15 protein-coding genes and 3 tRNA genes are annotated in these 17418 nt (G+C 60.7%); 7 read left to right on the top strand and 11 right to left on the bottom strand.

Annotation, left to right across the window (positions count from 1 at the left end):
- Positions 1 to 4: 4 nt before the first annotated feature.
- Positions 5 to 1888 (bottom strand): OPT family oligopeptide transporter, encoded by a 1884-nt coding sequence (locus HKD24_RS02665; RefSeq protein ID WP_194258888.1) that lies wholly within the window; start codon positions 1886 to 1888, stop codon positions 5 to 7.
- Positions 1889 to 2021: 133 nt separating this feature from the next.
- On the bottom strand, positions 2022 to 2615 hold the full coding sequence (locus HKD24_RS02660; RefSeq protein WP_194258887.1) for a hypothetical protein: 594 nt from the start codon (positions 2613 to 2615) through the stop codon (positions 2022 to 2024).
- A gap of 102 nt (positions 2616 to 2717) precedes the next feature.
- Here HKD24_RS02660 and ispH point away from each other — a divergent pair, with 102 nt between their 5' ends.
- The 4 genes from ispH (at position 2718) to HKD24_RS02640 (ending at position 5318) form a co-directional block, all read left to right on the top strand.
- Entirely contained in the window at positions 2718 to 3728 is a 1011-nt protein-coding gene (ispH, locus tag HKD24_RS02655) for a 4-hydroxy-3-methylbut-2-enyl diphosphate reductase (RefSeq protein ID WP_194258886.1), read from the top strand.
- 6 nt (positions 3729 to 3734) lie between these two features.
- Entirely contained in the window at positions 3735 to 4685 is a 951-nt protein-coding gene (locus HKD24_RS02650; protein ID WP_194258885.1) for a homoserine kinase, read from the top strand.
- Positions 4678 to 5130, top strand: a complete 453-nt coding sequence (rnhA, locus tag HKD24_RS02645) for a ribonuclease HI (protein WP_194258884.1) — start codon at positions 4678 to 4680, stop codon at positions 5128 to 5130. The genes HKD24_RS02650 and rnhA overlap by 8 nt, the downstream gene beginning before the upstream one ends.
- A gap of 112 nt (positions 5131 to 5242) precedes the next feature.
- Positions 5243 to 5318 (top strand) — tRNA-Asn (locus HKD24_RS02640).
- Between the two features lie 66 nt (positions 5319 to 5384).
- Here the strand turns inward: HKD24_RS02640 and HKD24_RS02635 are convergent.
- Positions 5385 to 6611: an MFS transporter gene (locus tag HKD24_RS02635; protein ID WP_194258883.1), complete on the bottom strand. Its 1227-nt coding sequence runs from the start codon at positions 6609 to 6611 to the stop codon at positions 5385 to 5387.
- 70 nt (positions 6612 to 6681) lie between these two features.
- Here HKD24_RS02635 and gpt point away from each other — a divergent pair, with 70 nt between their 5' ends.
- From gpt to HKD24_RS02620, 3 genes are all read left to right on the top strand, one after another.
- Positions 6682 to 7188, top strand: coding sequence for a xanthine phosphoribosyltransferase (gpt, locus tag HKD24_RS02630; protein ID WP_194258882.1), 507 nt, complete (start codon positions 6682 to 6684; stop codon positions 7186 to 7188).
- 50 nt (positions 7189 to 7238) lie between these two features.
- Positions 7239 to 7315 (top strand) — tRNA-Pro (locus HKD24_RS02625).
- Between the two features lie 18 nt (positions 7316 to 7333).
- A tRNA-Arg gene (locus tag HKD24_RS02620) sits at positions 7334 to 7410 on the top strand.
- A gap of 41 nt (positions 7411 to 7451) precedes the next feature.
- On the opposite strand, the gene HKD24_RS02615 is transcribed toward HKD24_RS02620, so the two are convergent.
- The 8 genes from HKD24_RS02615 to ftsZ form a co-directional block, all read right to left on the bottom strand.
- Positions 7452 to 7862, bottom strand: a complete 411-nt coding sequence (locus HKD24_RS02615; protein WP_194258881.1) for an Ivy family c-type lysozyme inhibitor — start codon at positions 7860 to 7862, stop codon at positions 7452 to 7454.
- Between the two features lie 10 nt (positions 7863 to 7872).
- A complete protein-coding gene (locus HKD24_RS02610; protein ID WP_194258880.1) occupies positions 7873 to 8445 on the bottom strand; it encodes a nicotinamidase in 573 nt (190 codons plus the stop codon).
- Between the two features lie 36 nt (positions 8446 to 8481).
- Complete coding sequence (locus HKD24_RS02605) at positions 8482 to 9831, bottom strand: hemolysin family protein (protein ID WP_194258879.1); 1350 nt, start codon at positions 9829 to 9831, stop codon at positions 8482 to 8484.
- Between the two features lie 70 nt (positions 9832 to 9901).
- On the bottom strand, positions 9902 to 11953 hold the full coding sequence (ligA, locus tag HKD24_RS02600; RefSeq protein WP_194258878.1) for an NAD-dependent DNA ligase LigA: 2052 nt from the start codon (positions 11951 to 11953) through the stop codon (positions 9902 to 9904).
- On the bottom strand, positions 11950 to 13668 hold the full coding sequence (recN, locus tag HKD24_RS02595; RefSeq protein ID WP_194258877.1) for a DNA repair protein RecN: 1719 nt from the start codon (positions 13666 to 13668) through the stop codon (positions 11950 to 11952). The genes ligA and recN overlap by 4 nt, the downstream gene beginning before the upstream one ends.
- A 45-nt stretch (positions 13669 to 13713) precedes the next feature.
- Entirely contained in the window at positions 13714 to 14613 is a 900-nt protein-coding gene (locus HKD24_RS02590; RefSeq protein ID WP_194258876.1) for an outer membrane protein assembly factor BamD, read from the bottom strand.
- Positions 14614 to 14681: 68 nt separating this feature from the next.
- Positions 14682 to 15713 (bottom strand): UDP-3-O-acyl-N-acetylglucosamine deacetylase, encoded by a 1032-nt coding sequence (lpxC, locus tag HKD24_RS02585; protein WP_194258875.1) that lies wholly within the window; start codon positions 15711 to 15713, stop codon positions 14682 to 14684.
- A 115-nt stretch (positions 15714 to 15828) separates the two neighbouring features.
- Positions 15829 to 17367 carry a cell division protein FtsZ gene (gene ftsZ / locus HKD24_RS02580; protein ID WP_194258874.1) on the bottom strand — a complete coding sequence of 513 codons (1539 nt, stop codon included), beginning with the start codon at positions 17365 to 17367 and terminating at the stop codon, positions 15829 to 15831.
- Positions 17368 to 17418: the final 51 nt, after the last annotated feature.

Genomic DNA, 17418 nt, shown 5'->3' with positions numbered 1-17418 from the left:
TTTATTACTGCGACTGTCTGACCTGGCGCCCGAACCAGAGCATGACGCCGCAGAAGACAGCCCAGCCGAGCCCTGCATTCAGCAGGGCCGGTATGGGAAGTGCCAGCGTATCGGCGCTTCCCGTAGCACCGGCCATTGCTGCCAGTGCCACGCCGATCAGGCTTTCTCCGACGATGAAGCCTGAGGCGATCATCGTTCCCTGTTCCTTGGGAAAACGACGCAGCAGCCATCCAAGCCCCGCACCAATTCCGATCGTGACCGAGACATCTGCCGGAAGGTATATGCCCATGCCGACGGCCAGCGGCGGAAGCGCGAGGTTGCGGCGGTGTAGTACGATATCCAGCACGACCAGAACCACGCCAATGGCGGCCCCGATTTCCAGCATCAGCCAGTCGAGCTGATGGGTGAGAATACCGGTGGCAATGGCAGCCATCAGGGCAGGCTGGGGTGCGGCGAGCGCCCGTGTGGGATCCATGTCTGTCCGTGGCATCGCTCCCACAAAGCCATAAGCCTGATACAGGACCTGAAGAACCCAGGGGACGACAATCGCGCCGACGGCACAGCCGATCAGCAGGGCGACTTCCTGCTTCCAGGGAGCTGCACCAACAAGCTGTCCGGTCTTGAGGTCCTGAAGATTGTCATTGGACACGGCTGCCGAGGCCGTGATGGCGGAGAGGACGAAGAGGCCGAAAGCAATGGCAATCGGACGCTGCTCGACCGTGAGCAGTCCACCGCTTTCCAGTCCCCATAAGGCAACGGAAATCACGATAATGGCGATGATTCCGACGCCGGAAATGGGCGAGGAGGATGAACCGATGATCCCGGCCATGTAACCGCAGGCGCTGGCGACCAGAAAGCCCAGCCCGAAACAGGCGATCAGGCCCAGTATGACAAGGGCAAACAGAGCGCCGCCATGGGACATGACGGGCCACAGGAAATAGGTGAACAATCCTGCCAGCAGCACGGCAATCCCTGCACACAGGCTGACCAGCGTTCGGGGCGTCAGGTCGCGGTCGCTATCGTCGCCGGTGGCCTGATGGGTGATCGAGAGGGCTTCCTTCAGGCCCTGTGCCACCGGTTTGGCGAGTGCCAGCAGGGTCCAGATTGCCGCGACGGCAATGGCGCCTGCGCCGATGAAACGGACTTTGTGCAGCCATAGACCGGTCGCGTCGGCCAGCGGGTTGGCAGTCGGGGCCACGTGACCCAGAACGGGGACCATCACGCCCCAGGCCAGAAACACCCCAAGCAGCATCGCAATACCTCCGCCAATGCCGACCAGATATCCGGTTCCCAGCAGGGCGAGGGAGAAACTTCCGCTCAGGCGGAAAGCGGATGATCCGACGACGGTGGCAGCGGAAAATCCGTCTGACAGGAGACGTAAGCCCGATGTAGCAAAGGCGATCGCGCCAGAGACGAGGGTGCCTAGTGTCAGGGATTTCAGGCTCTGGGCGTCGCCTTCGGGGGAGGAGGCGCGCAGGATTTCCGCGCAGGCCGTGCCCTCGGGATAGGGCAGGTCGGAATTGCTGACGAGGGCCCGTCGCAACGGAATGGTGAAGACGACGCCTGTCATGCCGCCGGCCATCGTGAGCAGGAGCGTTACGAAATACGGAAACTCATGCCAGTAACCAACCCTGATGAGGGCCGGAAACGCTGCAAAGACACAGGACAGGGTGCCAGCAGCCGAGGCCTGCGTCTGGACCATGTTGTTTTCCAGCATTGTACCACCGCCCATGAGGCGCAGGACGGCCATCGAGATAATCGTGGCTGGAATGGATGAACCGAACGTCAGGCCGATTTTCAGGCCCAGATAGACGTTTGCCGCCGTAAACACGACCGTAATGAGGGCCCCGAGAATAATCCCGCGGAGGGTCAGTTCGCGACTGTCCATGTGTTTCTGTTCCGAAATGATGCCCGGTACGGAACATTCCGCCCTGTTCGCATACCGGGCTGTTCATGCGGCAACTGTTGTCATGCAACGGATTGCCGCCTGTATCTGAGGCCATTTGGGCCTGGCGTTCTGTTTACTGGGTATGACTGTGGAAGGCGACTGGCGCGAGATGCTCGCGGTTATAGCCCAGTTCTCCATGCGTCAACTGGTAGCCAATCTCAAGCGTGTAGGGATTTTCCTGCGTCATGTTGTCTGTCGCAGGAAGATCGATCAGCCGCAGGTTCGTCCGGACGGACTGCGTGCTGACATTGGCCGGGAAGCGGAAGCTGTCGGTGAAGACCTTTTTGTCCACGATCTTGCCGTCACGCATGATGACGATGAAATATGGCACGTCGATCGTGCTGCTGGTCGCAGCCGGGCCACGGGTCAGGTTCATCGCAAGGCTCAGGCGCGTGCGGACCGTCTGATGACCATGCGGGCCGTCCGGACCCCGTTCACAGTCTCCTGAAAGAGACGCGATCTGGGCATGGCTGACGAGACTGCCGATATCCGCGCTCTTGCCGTCATAGACGAACTGGTCCGCGGCCGAACCCGGGATATCGAGCGCCGGGCAGGCGGGGGCGAAGAAACTCGGGTTGGATTCGTCGCAGCCGGCCAGACTCGAAAGCGCCACAAGGGCAAAAGCCGGAGCAAACAGGGACGAGGCGAGGCGCCGGATGGCTGGCATCAGCTGAAGAAACTCCCAACAAAGCGGCCCGGACGTTGCGACGAGAGGCAATCCGGTCGATACTGGTCCTACATATCGAACTCCGCCCGCTTGGGGAACACCATGTCAGAACAGACGACTTTCGCTCCTTCCCGCACCGACGGTGTGGAAGCCCATAAAACCCTTCGCGTCCTGCTCGCCGGTCCGCGTGGATTCTGTGCCGGTGTGGACCGTGCCATCCGTGTTGTGGAAGAGGCCCTGCGCCGTTATGGCGCGCCGGTCTATGTCCGCCACGAGATCGTCCATAACCGGACTGTCGTGGAAGGACTGGAAGCCAAGGGCGCCATTTTCGTCGAGGAACTGGATGAAGTTCCCGAAGACGGACATGTCGTTTTCTCGGCCCATGGCGTTCCCAAGGCGGTTCCGGCAGAGGCACAGCGCCGCAACCTTCTGTATCTGGATGCGACCTGCCCGCTGGTCTCCAAGGTGCATCGTGAGGCAGAGCGCCATTTTGCAGGCGGCGGTCCGGACCAGCGTCACATCCTGATGATCGGTCATGCCGGCCATCCGGAAGTCGTGGGCACCATGGGCCAGCTTCCGCCGGGCGCTGTCACGCTGATCAACGATGCGGAAGAAGCCCGTACGATTCAGCCGGAAGATCCGACGAAGCTCGCCTTCATCACGCAGACGACGCTTTCGGTCGATGATACGGCTGAAATCGTGGACATCCTGCGTTCGCGCTTCCCGCTGATCGAGGGACCCAAGCGTGAAGACATTTGCTATGCCACGACCAACCGTCAGGAAGCCGTAAAGGCGATTGCGCCTGAGAGCGATCTGGTGATCGTGATCGGCTCACCCAATTCGTCCAACTCGCAGCGTCTGCGGGAAGTCGCCGAGCGCTCCGGCGCGCGTCGTGCCCTGCTGGTGCCGAAGCTCGAAAACCTTGACTGGAGCGTCCTTGAAGGCGTGGAAACGCTGGGCATCAGTGCCGGTGCGTCCGCTCCCGAAAGCCTCGTGCAGGAAATGGTGACTGCTCTGGCCGAGAAGTACATGCTCAAGATCGAAGAGCGAATCGTCAAAGAAGAGAACATCAACTTCCGTCTGCCCGGTCCGCTGGCTGGCGAGGACGACTGATTTCTCATGGCCGTCTATACGGAACTGGCGGCCGAGACGCTTGAAGCGTTTCTTGGCACTTACGAGATCGGGACGCTGGTCTCGTTTCATGGCATCGCCGAGGGTGTCGAAAACAGTAATTTCCTCCTCCGTACGACCGAGGGGGATTTTATCCTCACGCTGTTTGAACGCCGCGTAAAAGCTGATGAGCTGCCGTGGTTTCTGGGGCTCATGCAGTATCTGTCGGGCAGGGGACTGAACTGCCCGCTGCCGGTGTCGGACCGGGACGGCAAGGCACTCCGCAGCCTCGCAGGCCGTCCGGCAGCAATTACGACTTTTCTGCCAGGTGTCTCGGCGACCCAGCTTGATGCCGGGCTGTGCCTGGAACTTGGCAAGGTTCTTGCTCAACTCCATCTCGCCGGTGAGGGCTATGAGGCGGTGCGGCCTAATGCACTGTCTTCCTCCGCTTGGGGACCGCTTCTCGACAGTTGTGGCGAGAGCGGGGATGCTCTTGCGCCCGGTCTGACGGCGGAAGTCCGGACCGCGCTTCAGAAAATTGAGGCTGCATGGCCTGCGACGGCCGACCTTCCGCGCGGGCAGATCCATGCCGATCTGTTTCCGGACAACGTGTTTTTCCAGAACGGTCAGGTCTCGGGTCTGATCGACTTCTATTTCGCCTGCACAGATTTCTTGGCTTACGATCTGGCGATCTGCCTGAATGCCTGGTGTTTCCGGGACGAAAAGACGTTCGAGCCGTCTTTTGCTGCGGCCATTTTGCAGGGTTACGAAAGCGTCCGTCCTCTTAGCCAAGCAGAAAAATCGGCCCTTTCGGTGCTCTGTCAGGGGGCTGCAATCCGGTTTCTGCTGACCCGGCTGTATGACTGGATTAACACGCCGGCCAATGCGCTGGTGACCCGCAAGGATCCGCTGGCCTACCTGCTGCGTCTGCGTCATTTCGCGAGCATGAAACATGTCTGAGGCGTCTTCGGCGCGGCCTCAGGTTGAAATCTGGACAGATGGCGGCTGCAAGCCTAATCCGGGCCCCGGTGGATGGGGAGCCCTTCTGGTCTGTCGCGGTCAGGAAAAAGAACTTCTGGGCGGCCATCCGGAGACCACCAACAACCGGATGGAACTGACAGCCGCGGCCGAAGCGCTGGAAGCCCTGAAGCGTCCCTGCATTGTGACACTGCATACGGACAGCGAATATCTACGCAACGGCATCACACGCTGGCATACCGGCTGGGTGCGGCGGAAATGGCGTAATGCGGCAGGTGATCCCGTGGCCAACATGGATCTGTGGGAGCGGATTCTGAATGCTGCGAAAGCGCATGAGATCGAATGGCTCTGGGTCAAAGGTCATTCGGGGGACGAAAACAACGAACGCGTGGATCTGCTCGCGACGCGGGGACGGGAAGAGCTCTGAAAAAAACGGCTGTTTTTCGCAGGTCTTTGAAGAGAAACGAAAAAATCTCTCGAAAAAGTTCATTTTTGGGGTTTACCGGCCCCGGTCATTTGGCTACATACCACCTCGCCGGTCCCGAATAGCTCAGTTGGTAGAGCAAGCGACTGTTAATCGCTGGGTCGTAGGTTCGAGTCCTACTTCGGGAGCCAGCCTTTTCAAGGTTGGTTCTGGCCGCAGAAAAAGCTCCCTTTCGGGAGCTTTTTGCGTTTCTGGAATTATTGTTCCTCCGGGAAGACGTCTTCCAGACGATCCAGTGTCCACAGGCGCGGAAACAGGCGTACCCAGACAGCCGCGACCACGATGGTGCCGACGCCACCAGCAATCACAGCCGCTTCCGGTCTGATGGCCGTTCCGAGCATCCCGCTTTCAAATTCGCCAAGCTGGTTGCTTGAACCGATGAACAGCGTGTTCACGGCCGAAACGCGACCCCGCATTGAATCTGGTGTGGCCAACTGGATAAGCGAAGAGCGGATCACCACACTGATGACGTCGGATGCGCCAAGAACCATCAGGGCAATGATCGAGAGCCAGACGATGTGGGAGGCTCCAAAAGCAATCGTTGCAACGCCAAAGACCACCACGGACACAAACATGATGAGGCCCGCGCGACCTTTCAGAGGATAGTGTGACAGCCCCCAGGACATCAGAAGGGCTCCTACGGCAGGAGCTGCACGCAGCATCCCTAGACCGATCGGGCCAACATGCAGGATTCCGTCGGCATAGACCGGCAGCATGGCCGTGGCGCCACCCAGAAGCACGGCAAACAGGTCGAGCGTGATGGCTCCGAGAAGATCCCGGCGGCGGTTGAGGAAAGACAGGCCAGCGAAAACCGAGGCAAACGTGATCGGCTCTTTGGCCGGGACCGTGTGAACCAGCCTGAGAGACAATGTGCCCCCGAAAGCAGCGGCAAATCCGGCGGTGGAGAGGCCGTAACAGACGACGGGTCCGATCCCGTAGAGCAGCCCACCCAGACTGGGCCCGACAATCGAAGCCGTCATGAACAGTGAAGAGAGCAGGGCCTGTGCGCGGGGCAACAGGGCAGGCGGTGCGATAGCGGGAAGAAAGGCCTGCTGGCAGGGCATCTCGAAGCTTCTCAGGACGCCGTAGAAGGCCGCGAATGTGTAAATGGCGCCTGTTGTGAGGGCATGGAATGCGGCTGCGAAAGCCAGTGCGCCCGTGGCCAGGATTTCGCAGGCCTGACAGATCAGGACGATGGTGCGCCGGTTGAAGCGGTCCGCGATATGACCGGCAACGAAGGTCAGGGGGATCATGGGGAGGAACTGGGCGAGACCCAGATAACCCAGAGACGCCACGTCATGTGTCAGGGCATAGATCTGCCATCCGATGGCGATCGTCATGGTCGTTGCGGAAAGCTGTGAGAAAATTCTTCCGACAATCAGGGACGGAAGGCCGGGGAGGGAGCGCAGGGCCGGATCAATCATTGCGGCACTTTAGGCATTTCCGCATCTCAAGTTTATTGCAAAATTGCGAGACGGAAGGCAGAGGAAGACCATGACAGCCAATCAGACCCCCCAAACCGTTCATTATGCGACCGTCACCTGGGACCAGCTCCATCGTGACGCCCGCCTTCTGGCCGCAACGCTCATGCAGAAGCATGGTCCTTTCCGTGGCATTGTCGCCATTACGCGTGGTGGCCTGATCCCCGCCGCCATTCTGGGCCGCGAAATGGGTTGCCGCCTGATCGAGAGTGTCTCGGTCATCAGCTATGCCGGCGAGGAAGGCACACAGCACGAGCCCAAGGTCGTCAAGCCGCCTGTAGCTGCTGGCGACGGTGAAGGCTTCCTGATCGTGGATGACCTTGTGGATTCGGGTGTAACCGCCCGTATCGTGCGCGAACTGCTGCCCAAGGCCGTGTTCGCCTGCCTTTATGCCAAACCCGATGGCAAACCTTTCACCGATCACTATGTAACGGAAGTTGCGCAGGATACCTGGGTGCTCTTTCCATGGGATACGGCGCCGCTTTTCGTGCCCCCGCTCGTGCGAAGCGAAGGCGAATAAAAAAAACCCCCTTGCCTCGACCGGTCAGACATCCTAGGTTCCGGCCGGTTCGGGGCGTGGCGCAGCCTGGTAGCGCGCTTGTTTTGGGTACAAGAGGCCCCCGGTTCGAGTCCGGGCGCCCCGACCAGTTAATGGCTTTACAGATGCGCCCTTAGCTCAGCTGGATAGAGCAACAGCCTTCTAAGCTGTGGGTCACTGGTTCGAATCCAGTAGGGCGCGCCATCTGCCTGACACGCCCAGTACCATTCAATATTCCTTTAAATTCAGTCTGATGGGTTATTGTCCTGATAGGCTTTCAGAAGAATTTTCTGCATGGCGGCATCGGGCGCGCCCAGAAAGTTCTGCCTGAGGGATGTTTCGTTCCGTATGCTTAGCAGGCCCCAGGCCGCTGAATGATCCTTGGAAAAAATCACTTCAAGCTGTTCTGCCGCGCAGTCATGTGGACGGCACATATGTCCCAGAATATAGTCTTTGCCATTAGCGCTGAAATTGCTGACTGGCACGGATGTTGCGTGAGCCGTGATGACCCATGATGGGAGTGTCAGCATGGCCTGATAGGCTTGGTGAAACCCATCTGTTCCGGCCAGTTCCGCTGTCGTTGGAGGCGTGGTTGCCAAAGCGGCATCACAGGTTGCCAGTGCTATGATCGCTGGGAGCAGTCTGGATATCCGCATTGTTCTACCTTCAGCAGGCCTCTACGCTTTTCAGCAGAACACCCTGTTTTTTAAGTTTTTCCAGTGCTGATCCGGGATCAGCTGCAATGCCTCGGCATGCTTCGGGAACGACGTCTGTGCGGTATCCGTAATGGCGGGCATCCAGCGCCGTCGCCGCAACGCAGTAATCGAGGGCCAGCCCACAGACGACCACATGTTCGATGCCAAGACCTCGTAATAACCCGTCCAGCCCGGTGGAAGTTGCGCGGTCGTTATCCAGAAACCCTGAATAGCTGTCCCGGTCCTGCAAAACACCTTTGCGGACAATATGCGTCACAGGGGTAGGTGTGAGTGCTTCTGGGAAATCTGCTCCATGGGTGCCCGCGATGCAGTGAGGCGGCCAAGGGCCGCCCTGTGCGGTGAAGGAGCAGTGGTTTTTGGGGTGCCAGTCCTGCGTTGCGATGACTGCTCTGAACGGCCGTGCGGCGAGCGTATTGACTGCGTTGAGGATGCGGTCCCCTTCCGGAACGGTAAGAGCACCGCCGGGCAAGAAATCGTTCTGAATATCAACAAGAATGAGAGCGGAGCGGCTGAGATCGATCATGTTACGATCTAAACAGGCTCCGTTAGCCGACGGAAGTCAGTTCAGGCGTGTGACCAGCAACTGGTTGATTCGGAAGCCTTCCACATCGACGACCTCAAACCGGAAGCCCGAGGATTGCACGCTGTCGGCCTTGCGGGCCATGCGGCGCAGGCGGTTCATGACGAAGCCACCCACCGTGTCAAAGTTCTGGGCATCGTCGAACATGGGAATGTCCAGTTCGCGAATGACATCGCCGATGGGGGCGGCGCCGTCGATCAGCCAGGATTTGTCATCGCGGCGGACGATGGCCTGCTCTTCGAACGGGCTGACCAGACCGTCCATCAGGGCGCCCATGATGTCCTTATAGGTGATGAGGCCGACGACCAGTCCGTACTCGTTGACGATCAGAGCAAAGCCGGCGGAGTGGGCTTCGAACTGGGCCAAGGTTTCCCACAGGTTCAACGTGTCGGGCAGAGACAGGACGTCGCGTCGCATTTTGAAGATCTGGCTGGCGACGGGGGCGAGGCCTGTGCTTTTGGGTTGCGGTTCGTCCACGACGGCCACCAGCACGTCTTCGGCGCGGATGGAGCCTATGACCTTGTCCAGGCCGCCATCGCACAGCGGATAGCGCGAATACGGACGGACCCGGACCTTGTCGCGCTGGCTTTCCGGAGTTTCCTGCACGTCCAGGAACACGATCTCGTCGCGCGGGGTCATGGCAGAGGTGACGGACCGGTCCTGAAGGCCCAGCACGTTCTGGATCATCTGATGCTCTTCTTCCAAGAGCACACCAGAGGCTGTGCCCGCTGCAAGAATGGCTCGCAGATCTTCCGGCGTTACGGGCTCGACGGTGGCCGCTGCCGGGATTTTGAGGAGCTTGAGCAGCCAGTCGGAAATCTTCGAGAAGACCAGAACGGCCGGATAGAGAACCTTGAGGGCGACGGCCGGGAACCAGCCGACCTTGAGCGCGATCCGGTCCGGTGCGTTCATGGCGATCCGTTTGGGGAGCAGATCGGCGAACAGGACGAACAGGCCGGTGATCAGGATGAAGGAACAGGCCGAGCCCAGCTTGTCTGCCAGTGACGGGGCCATGCCCAAAACGCGGAAGCCTTCGGCGATCGGGTCGCTCAGCATGGATTCGCTGATGATGCCGCCCAGAACCCCGACTGCGTTCAGACAGATCTGAAGGACCGTGATGACCTGACCGCTGTTGCGCCGCAGCTTGAGGAAGGCAACGGCCCGTGGGTCTCCCGCTTCTGCCCGGGAGCGCAGACGCACATCGCGTGCTGCGGCAAAGGAAATTTCGGACAGCGAGATCAGCACGGAGACGCCAATCAGCGCGACCGTGGCGACAAGGCCCAGCAGGAGAAGGACAATCTGGTGCTGGGAGGAAGGGGAGACTGACATGCGGGAGGCGTTATACCCTGAAAAAGTGGGATGTTACCAACTTTCTCACGGTTCCGGTTTTGCAGTTCTGTTACAGCCCCGCCAGCACGCGCCAGCCGCTTTCATCGACGGTCTCGATCCCGAGTTCGGCGGCTTTTTTGGCTTTGGATCCGGCTTTTTCGCCCAGGACCACCAGAGACGTCTTTTTGGATACGCTGTCGGTGACCTGCGCGCCCAGACGTTCGGCGATGGCCTTGGCTTCCGGGCGGGTCATGGTGGTCATCGTGCCCGTGAAGACAATAATTTTTCCGGAAAGATGCCCTTCCGACGGGGCTTCTTCGGGGATGATGTCCGTGAGCTCTGAAGCCAGGTCGTCGAGCGTTTCGACGTTGTGGCTTTCGGAGAAGAAGGCGGAGAGTTCGTCGGCAATTGCATCCCCCACGCCCATAATTGCACCAAGGGCGGCCCGTTCCTCGGAGTCCGGACCGGCGGCCAGCATGGCGGCGCGCCAGTTTTCGAAGGTCTGGTAATGCCGGGCCAGAAGCTGGGCGTTGCGTTCTCCGATGCGCCGGATGCCGAGGCCGAAAATCAGCCGGGACAGGTGGATGGTCCGCCGTTCGTCGATGGCGCGAAGCAGATTGTCCACGGACAGTCTGCCCCAGCCGTCACGCTGGAGAAGGGCGTCTTCATGGGTGCGCAGACGGAAAATGTCGCCGGGCGTGCGGATATAGCCGGCATCGTGAAATTCGCGGATGCTGCGCTCGCCAAGACCGTCGATGTCGAAGGCGTTGCGTGAGACCATGTGGATCAGGCGCTCGACGACCTGTGCCTCGCAGGTCAGGCCGCCCGTGCAGCGGCGGACTGCTTCTCCGTGCACACGTTCGGCGAGTGATCCGCAGACGGGACAGTGGTCGGGATAGACGAAAGGCTCCGAGCGCGGTTCCTCGCTCGGGACGGGTCCAAGGATCTGCGGGATGACGTCGCCTGCGCGCTGGAGGCGGACCAGATCACCGACGCGCACGTCCTTGCGGGCGATCTCGTCTTCGTTGTGCAAGGTGGCGCGCGAGACAATGACGCCGCCGACATTGACGGGCTCCAGATGGGCGACCGGTGTCAGGGCGCCCGTGCGGCCGACCTGGATTTCGATCTCCCGCAGGCGCGTGATGGCCTGTTCGGCAGGGAATTTCCAGGCGATGGCCCAGCGGGGGGCACGGCCCACGAAACCGAGCCGGTCCTGCAGGCTGATATCGTCCAGTTTGAAGACGATGCCGTCAATGTCATAATCCAGCCCCGAGCGCTCACGGGCGAGTTTTTCGACATAGGCCGGGATGTCGCGAGCATGGGCGATCATTTCGGACAGCGGATTGACCGTAAAGCCCCAACTGCGAAGTTTTTCCAGATAGTCCCAGTGCGTGGCGGCTACCGGCGCTGACGTATAGCCCTGTGCGTAGGCAAACAGGGACAGGGGGCGGCTGCGTGTGATTTCCGCGTCCAGCTGGCGAAGGGAGCCGGCAGCGGCATTCCGGGGATTAGCGAAAGGCCGGGCGCCGCGGGCAACCTGCTGCTCGTTCAGGGTCAGAAAGCTGCTTTTGGACAGGAAGACTTCGCCGCGGATCTCGATCCGGTCGGGGGCGTCTGCCGGAAGGTCGTGCGGGATATCGTTCAGGGTGAGGAGGTTGGCGGTGACGTCCTCGCCTTCGATGCCGTCGCCGCGCGTCGTGCCGCGCATGAAGCGGCCGTGTTCGTAAGTCAGGCTGATGGACAGGCCGTCGATCTTGGGTTCGGCGACGAATTGAAGGGCCTGCAACCGCTCTTCGTCCAGTCCCAGAAAGCGCCCAACTTTCGAGACGAAGCCGTCGAAGCCTTCGGGGTCGAACACGTTGTCGAGGGACAGCATCGGCACGAGGTGACGATATTTCCCGAAAGCGGAATCGGGTGCCGCACCCACGCGCTGGCTGGCGCCGCCTTCGCTCCGGAGTTCCGGATGGGCTTCCTCGAGGGCCAGAAGTTCGCGTCGCGCTGCGTCATAGACGGCATCGGACACTTCGGGTTCGTCGCGTCCATGATAGGCCTCGTCCCACCGCGCGAGGTCCGCTTCGAGTGCGGCATGACGCTCGGCGGCGGATACAGGGGCAGTGGTCATGAAGGATGTCCCAGAAGACTGTCGGCAGCCCCGCGGGCTGCGTCTGTAATGGTGTCGCCCGCGAGCATCCTGGCGATTTCCTCGCGCCGGGCGTCGTGGGGGAGAGGCTCGGCCAGGGTTTCGGTGCGTTCGTTACGGACACGCTTGGCGATCCGCAGGTGATGGTCGCCGCGTGCCGCAACCTGCGGGCTGTGGGTGACGACCAGAACCTGCACGTCCTGTGCGACCTTGTGCAGCCGGTCGCCAATGGAAGATGCGGTTGCGCCGCCAACGCCGGAATCGACTTCATCGAAGACGAGCGTGCCGACGTCGGAGCGTTCCGCCAGCACCACTTTCAAGGCGAGCATGAGGCGGGACAGCTCACCGCCGGACGCCACCTTGGCGAGAGGGCCAGGGGCCTGTCCGGGATTGGCGGCAATCAGGAAGGAGGCCTGCTCCATGCCCTGACTGTTCCAGTGGTCGGGCTCGAGCGGGAGGATCGAGACGATGAAGCGGGCGCGCTCCAGCTTGACCGGGCGCAGTTCGGCGCTGACGGCTTTTTCGAGCTTCTCGGCAGCTTTTTTGCGGGCGGCGGAAAGGGCTCGTGCGGCGTCTTCGTATTCAAGACGGGCTTCGGTCAGAGCAGTTTCCAGACGGGCCAGTTCGGCGTTTCCGGAATCAAGCGCTGCCAGCCGTCTTTTCAACTCGACCAGAAAGCCGGGAAGTTCTGCGACGGAGACATTGTGTTTGCGGGCCTCGCCACGGAGCGCGAAAAGGCGTTCTTCCGTTTCTTCCAGCAGGCGCGGATCGCCTTCCGTGTCCGCGGCCAGGCGGCTCAGCAGCATTTCGGCTTCCGCCAGAGCTTCTTCGGCCTTTCCAAGCGCATCAAGTGCGTCCTGCGCCTGTGTCTGATGGCTGCCTGCGAGTGTGTCTGTGTCCGTCGGTGCCGGCAGTAGTCGCGCGAGGGCACGGCTCGCGGAACGCAGGGCTGCGGCGGGAGCGGAGGAACGGCGGTCGCGGGGGGTCAGTTCCGATAGCGCGGCGGCGACGGCTTCGCCACGGCGTTCATCATGTTGGAGACTGACGCGCATGGCGGCCAGCGCGCCCTCTTCGCCTTCCTGCGGGGCCATGCGTTCGAGATCATCGACCGTCTGACGCAGCCATTCTTCCTCGCGTGCCGCGGCTTCCATATCGGTGCGCGCAGCCTTTAGGGCAGCTCGAGCCGCTGCCCATTGGCGGAAGCTTTGTACTGTTTTTTCCCGCAGAGTGGGGGCGATCCCGAAGGCATCCAGCAGATCGAGATGGGTGCTCTGGTCGGCAAGTCCCATCTGTTCGTGCTGGCCCTGAATTTCCACGAGATAGGCACCAATACGCCGGAGCAGGCCGACGCCGACCGGCTGATCGCAGATATAGGCGCGGGAACGGGCGTCCGGGGTGACGATGCGTCGCAGGACGACTGGATCTGACGGGTCTTCACGGACGATGCCATGTTCGTCAAGCAGAGCGAAAACGGGGTGATCGGCGGCGATTTCAAAAATGGCCGACACGCTGGCCTGTGTGGCTCCGGAGCGCACGAGCCCACCACTGGCACGCTCTCCGAGGGCCAGACCCAGACTGTCGAGCAGGATGGATTTGCCGGCACCGGTCTCGCCAGTCAGGACCGTCAGACCGGGTGCGAGACCAAGATCGAGCTTTTCGATCAGAACAACGTCGCGGATCGAGAGATGTGTCAGCATGACAGCAATGTTGGGCGTGTGACGGCTCGTGTCAAAGGGACACGATCAGAAGACGCTGTGCCACATCCGGGAGAAGAAACCACGATGATCCGGCTGTCCCGGATGGACGACCGGCTTCTTGAGATCGCTCTTGAGCAGCTTGTTTTCCCGAAGATCATTATAGGCATAACGATACCACTGGCTGTCGGGATAGTTATAGCCGAGCACGGCGGCCGTCTGATGTGCCTGATCCTTCAGGCCGAGGGCCAGATAGACCTCCACCAGACGCTCAAGGGCCTCGGCGACGTGGTTGGTCGTCTGATAATCCTGAACGACGCGCTGGTAGCGGGTCATGGCCGCTTCGTAATTGCGCTGCTGCTGGTACCAGCGGCCGACCAGCATTTCCTTGCCGGCAAGGTGATCGCGGCACAGATCGATCTTCAGCTGGGCGTCACGGGCGTAGGATGTCTGCGGGAAGCGGGTAATGACTTCTTCCAGCGCATCCAGGGCTTCAACCGTACCCTGCTGGTCACGCTCGACGTTTGCGATCTGCTCGTAATAGCAAAGCGCGCGCAGATAGAAGGCGTAAGCCGCGTCTGGGCTGGTCGGGTGCAACTGGAGGTAACGTTCAAGCTGCTGCACCGAAAGCGCGTATTCGCCCTGAAGGTAGTAGGCGTACCCTTCCATCAGCTCGGCGTTACCCGTGAAGCCAGAATAGGGGTAGTTCTGCTGAAGCAGTTCGAACTCACCGCCAGCCAGTTCGTAATGGCCCGTGTGAAGAGCGTCGATGCCGTAATTATACAGGGTCTCGGCGTCGGCGGTTTTGGGAATCGCAGGCTTTTCGTGCTTGTGCGAGAACATCGAGCAGCCGGAGAGCAGCAGAAATCCGCTGACAGCCGCAGCTCTCAGAATGAAACCACCATTCGTGACCGATGCTTCAAAATGACGCTGAGTGCTGCTTGTCATACCTGCTCTTCCCGTGGAAGCCCGTCTTATATCACGGGAATGCGCTGACGAAAGTCCTGCCATGCGTCTCAGGCGGCAACGCGGGCGCGCAACGTCTTTGTCAGGGCCCTTGGGGAGGCGGCGGGGACAAAACGCCAGTTGGCAGCATCGGAAAAAACCGTCCGCAGGAGTTTGTTGTTCAGCGTATGTCCGGATTTGTGACCAATAAATCCTGCCTGCATTCTGTGGCCAGCACAGTAGAGGTCTCCGATGGCATCGAGTAATTTGTGGCGTGCAAATTCACGCTCGATTTTCAGGCCAGCAGGGTTGAGGATGTTTTCACCGTCCACGACGACAGCATTCTCCAGAGAACCGCCACGCGCAAGACCAATACTCTGCAGATATTCAATATCCTGGCGATTGACGAAGGTACGGCAGAACGCGACTTCTTCGGCAAAGCGCTGTTCATTCAGTTGCATGGCATAACGCTGGTTACCGATGGCCCGTGCCGCGAAGCTGAGGGAGATGGCCAGTGAAAGACCGCGCTGGGCAGGGCGCAGTTCCGCAAAGGCACCGTTTTCCCCTTCAACCCGGACATTACGCAGGATTTCGATGACCTGCCGGGGTGTCTCCAGGGTCTTGCGGCCAGCGCAGCGGATCAGAAACATGAATGCATCAGAAGCCCCGTCCAGCACAGGCAGTTCCGGCCCGCTGACTGCAATCAGGACATTATCAATTTCGCAGGCATTCAGCGCAGCCATCAGGTGCTCGATCGTCGCCACACGCAGGGCGGGATCGGCATCACAGGCCACGACCGTTGAGAGACGGGTATCCACGATATAATCGTACAGAGCGGGGAAAGACGGAGAGCCAACCACATCTGAACGCTGGAACCTGACACCGGTATTGGCTGCTGCCGGGGAAAGAATCAGATCGACCGTCACACCGCTATGCAGGGCAATGCCTTGGCAGTGGATGGGATTGGCGAGGGTGGTCTGCAGGTTTTTCGAATTGCCGCGCTCGGAGCGAGTGACCGGGCCGTCAATGCCCGAAACCGTTTCCGGTGGTTTCGCATCAACGCCATGCGCCGTGTTGCCACCATGCGTGGGCGTAACCTGCATAAAACCTCCGAAAAATCTGTTCCCGGAGACTAGAAAACAGATACCGGGCCGCAATTCCAGTCAACGATTGTTGCCGGATATTACCCCCTCACCACGCAGGTGAGGGGGAAGCGGATCAGCGCCGCAGATAGGTGGGAATATCCAGGTTGGAATCGTCACCGCCGCTGGAAGGCTGCTCCGGATGCTGGGGGGTCTGCTGCTGATAGCCCTCGGATGCGCTGGGTTCCGTCCGCTGGGCGGGCTGTGTCGGCTGCTGGGGCTGGGGAGGACGGCTGCGGAATGCGCCCGTGACCAGACCGAACAGGCTGCGCGGTGCCTCGGCCTGAGGCTGCGGAGCGTGGCGGGACGGATCGGAGAACAGGCCGGCACGCGGGGAAGGCTGATGCGCGCTGTCCTGTCGTGGCGGCTGCGCCTCGGTGCTGGCAGCAGGCCGTGCAGCCGGGGCTTCCGGCTGGGGCTGCTGGGGAGCCGTGTTCTGGGCCGGTGTCTGCTGGGGGTCGATCGCAAAATTCGGGCGCGGCGGGCCGCCAGCATAGGTCGAACCCGGCTGGAAAGAGGACGCTGCTGCGGGCCGGGAAGCCGAATTGTCGCGTGCAGCAGGAGCGGCAGAATTGGACTGCTGGGCAGGCGCCTGACGGGGCTCGCTCGGAGCGGACGGGTCTTGGCGCGGCTGGGTGTCGATACCGGTTGCCACGACGGACACGCGGACACGACCGTTCAGCTTTTCGTCGATCAGTGCACCGAAGATGATGTTGGCATCATCGGCGACTTCCTCACGGATGCGGTCTGCAGCGGCGTTCACTTCATACAGCGTCAGGTCTTCGCCGCCGGTGATGTTGATGAGAAGGCCGCGTGCGCCTGCCATGGACGCGTCTTCCAGCAGCGGGTTGGAAATTGCGCGCTCGGCTGCGAGCACGGCGCGGTCTTCCGCATCTTCTTCGCTGGAGGCTTCACCTGTACCCATCATGGCCTTGCCCATCTCTTCCATCACGGCCTTGACGTCCGCGAAGTCGAGATTGATGAGGCCCGGGGAGACCATGAGGTCCGTAATGCCGCGCACGCCCATGTTCAGGACATTGTCGGCCATCCGGAAGGCTTCGCGGAACGTCGTGTTCTGCGTTGCCGAATTGAACAGGTTCTGGTTCGGGATGACGATCAGCGTATCGACGTGCTTCTGCAGTTCGGCAATGCCGTTCTCTGCGGCTGTCGTGCGGCGGCGGCCTTCGAAATTGAAAGGCTTGGAAACGACACCGACCGTCAGGACGCCGCGTTCACGTGCCATGCGCGCGATGACCGGAGCCGCACCCGTACCCGTACCGCCGCCCATGCCGGCCGTGATGAAGACCAGATTTGCCCCTTCGAGCTGACGGTCGATTTCCTGGGCAGCTTCTTCAGCAGCCTCACGGCCGATTTCCGGCTTTGCACCTGCACCAAGGCCACGCGTCAGATGCGGGCCAAGCTGGACGCGGCGTTCGGCTTTCGAATGGGCAAGCTGCTGGGCGTCTGTATTGGCAACGACGAATTCCACGCCTTTAAGTTCGGATGCGATCATGTTGTCGACGGCATTCGTGCCGCCACCACCAACACCAATCACCGTAATGCGTGGCGCCAGCTCAACGTGGGAATTCGGAGTCGGAGTAAGGTTTAGTGTCATGATCTGGTCCGGAACTGCATGAAAGCGACAGGTGAGGGCGTTATGATCTGT

The sequence above is a fragment of the Gluconobacter vitians genome, assembly GCF_015244565.1.
Classification (GTDB): domain Bacteria; phylum Pseudomonadota; class Alphaproteobacteria; order Acetobacterales; family Acetobacteraceae; genus Gluconobacter; species Gluconobacter vitians.
The sequence above is the reverse complement of the archived record's forward strand: the minus strand, read 5'-3'. Positions and strand labels throughout refer to the sequence as shown.

Excerpts from the sequence above, each read along its gene's own strand:
- HKD24_RS02665 (WP_194258888.1), bottom strand. The coding sequence starts at position 1,888 with ATGGACAGTCGCGAACTGACCCTCCGCGGGATTATTCTCGGGGCCCTC.
- HKD24_RS02660 (WP_194258887.1), bottom strand. The coding sequence starts at position 2,615 with ATGCCAGCCATCCGGCGCCTCGCCTCGTCCCTGTTTGCTCCGGCTTTT.
- ispH (WP_194258886.1), top strand. The coding sequence starts at position 2,718 with ATGTCAGAACAGACGACTTTCGCTCCTTCCCGCACCGACGGTGTGGAA.
- HKD24_RS02650 (WP_194258885.1), top strand. The coding sequence starts at position 3,735 with ATGGCCGTCTATACGGAACTGGCGGCCGAGACGCTTGAAGCGTTTCTT.
- rnhA (WP_194258884.1), top strand. The coding sequence starts at position 4,678 with ATGTCTGAGGCGTCTTCGGCGCGGCCTCAGGTTGAAATCTGGACAGAT.
- HKD24_RS02635 (WP_194258883.1), bottom strand. The coding sequence starts at position 6,611 with ATGATTGATCCGGCCCTGCGCTCCCTCCCCGGCCTTCCGTCCCTGATT.
- gpt (WP_194258882.1), top strand. The coding sequence starts at position 6,682 with ATGACAGCCAATCAGACCCCCCAAACCGTTCATTATGCGACCGTCACC.
- HKD24_RS02615 (WP_194258881.1), bottom strand. The coding sequence starts at position 7,862 with ATGCGGATATCCAGACTGCTCCCAGCGATCATAGCACTGGCAACCTGT.
- HKD24_RS02610 (WP_194258880.1), bottom strand. The coding sequence starts at position 8,445 with ATGATCGATCTCAGCCGCTCCGCTCTCATTCTTGTTGATATTCAGAAC.
- HKD24_RS02605 (WP_194258879.1), bottom strand. The coding sequence starts at position 9,831 with ATGTCAGTCTCCCCTTCCTCCCAGCACCAGATTGTCCTTCTCCTGCTG.
- ligA (WP_194258878.1), bottom strand. The coding sequence starts at position 11,953 with ATGACCACTGCCCCTGTATCCGCCGCCGAGCGTCATGCCGCACTCGAA.
- recN (WP_194258877.1), bottom strand. The coding sequence starts at position 13,668 with ATGCTGACACATCTCTCGATCCGCGACGTTGTTCTGATCGAAAAGCTC.
- HKD24_RS02590 (WP_194258876.1), bottom strand. The coding sequence starts at position 14,613 with ATGACAAGCAGCACTCAGCGTCATTTTGAAGCATCGGTCACGAATGGT.
- lpxC (WP_194258875.1), bottom strand. The coding sequence starts at position 15,713 with ATGCAGGTTACGCCCACGCATGGTGGCAACACGGCGCATGGCGTTGAT.
- ftsZ (WP_194258874.1), bottom strand. The coding sequence starts at position 17,367 with ATGACACTAAACCTTACTCCGACTCCGAATTCCCACGTTGAGCTGGCG.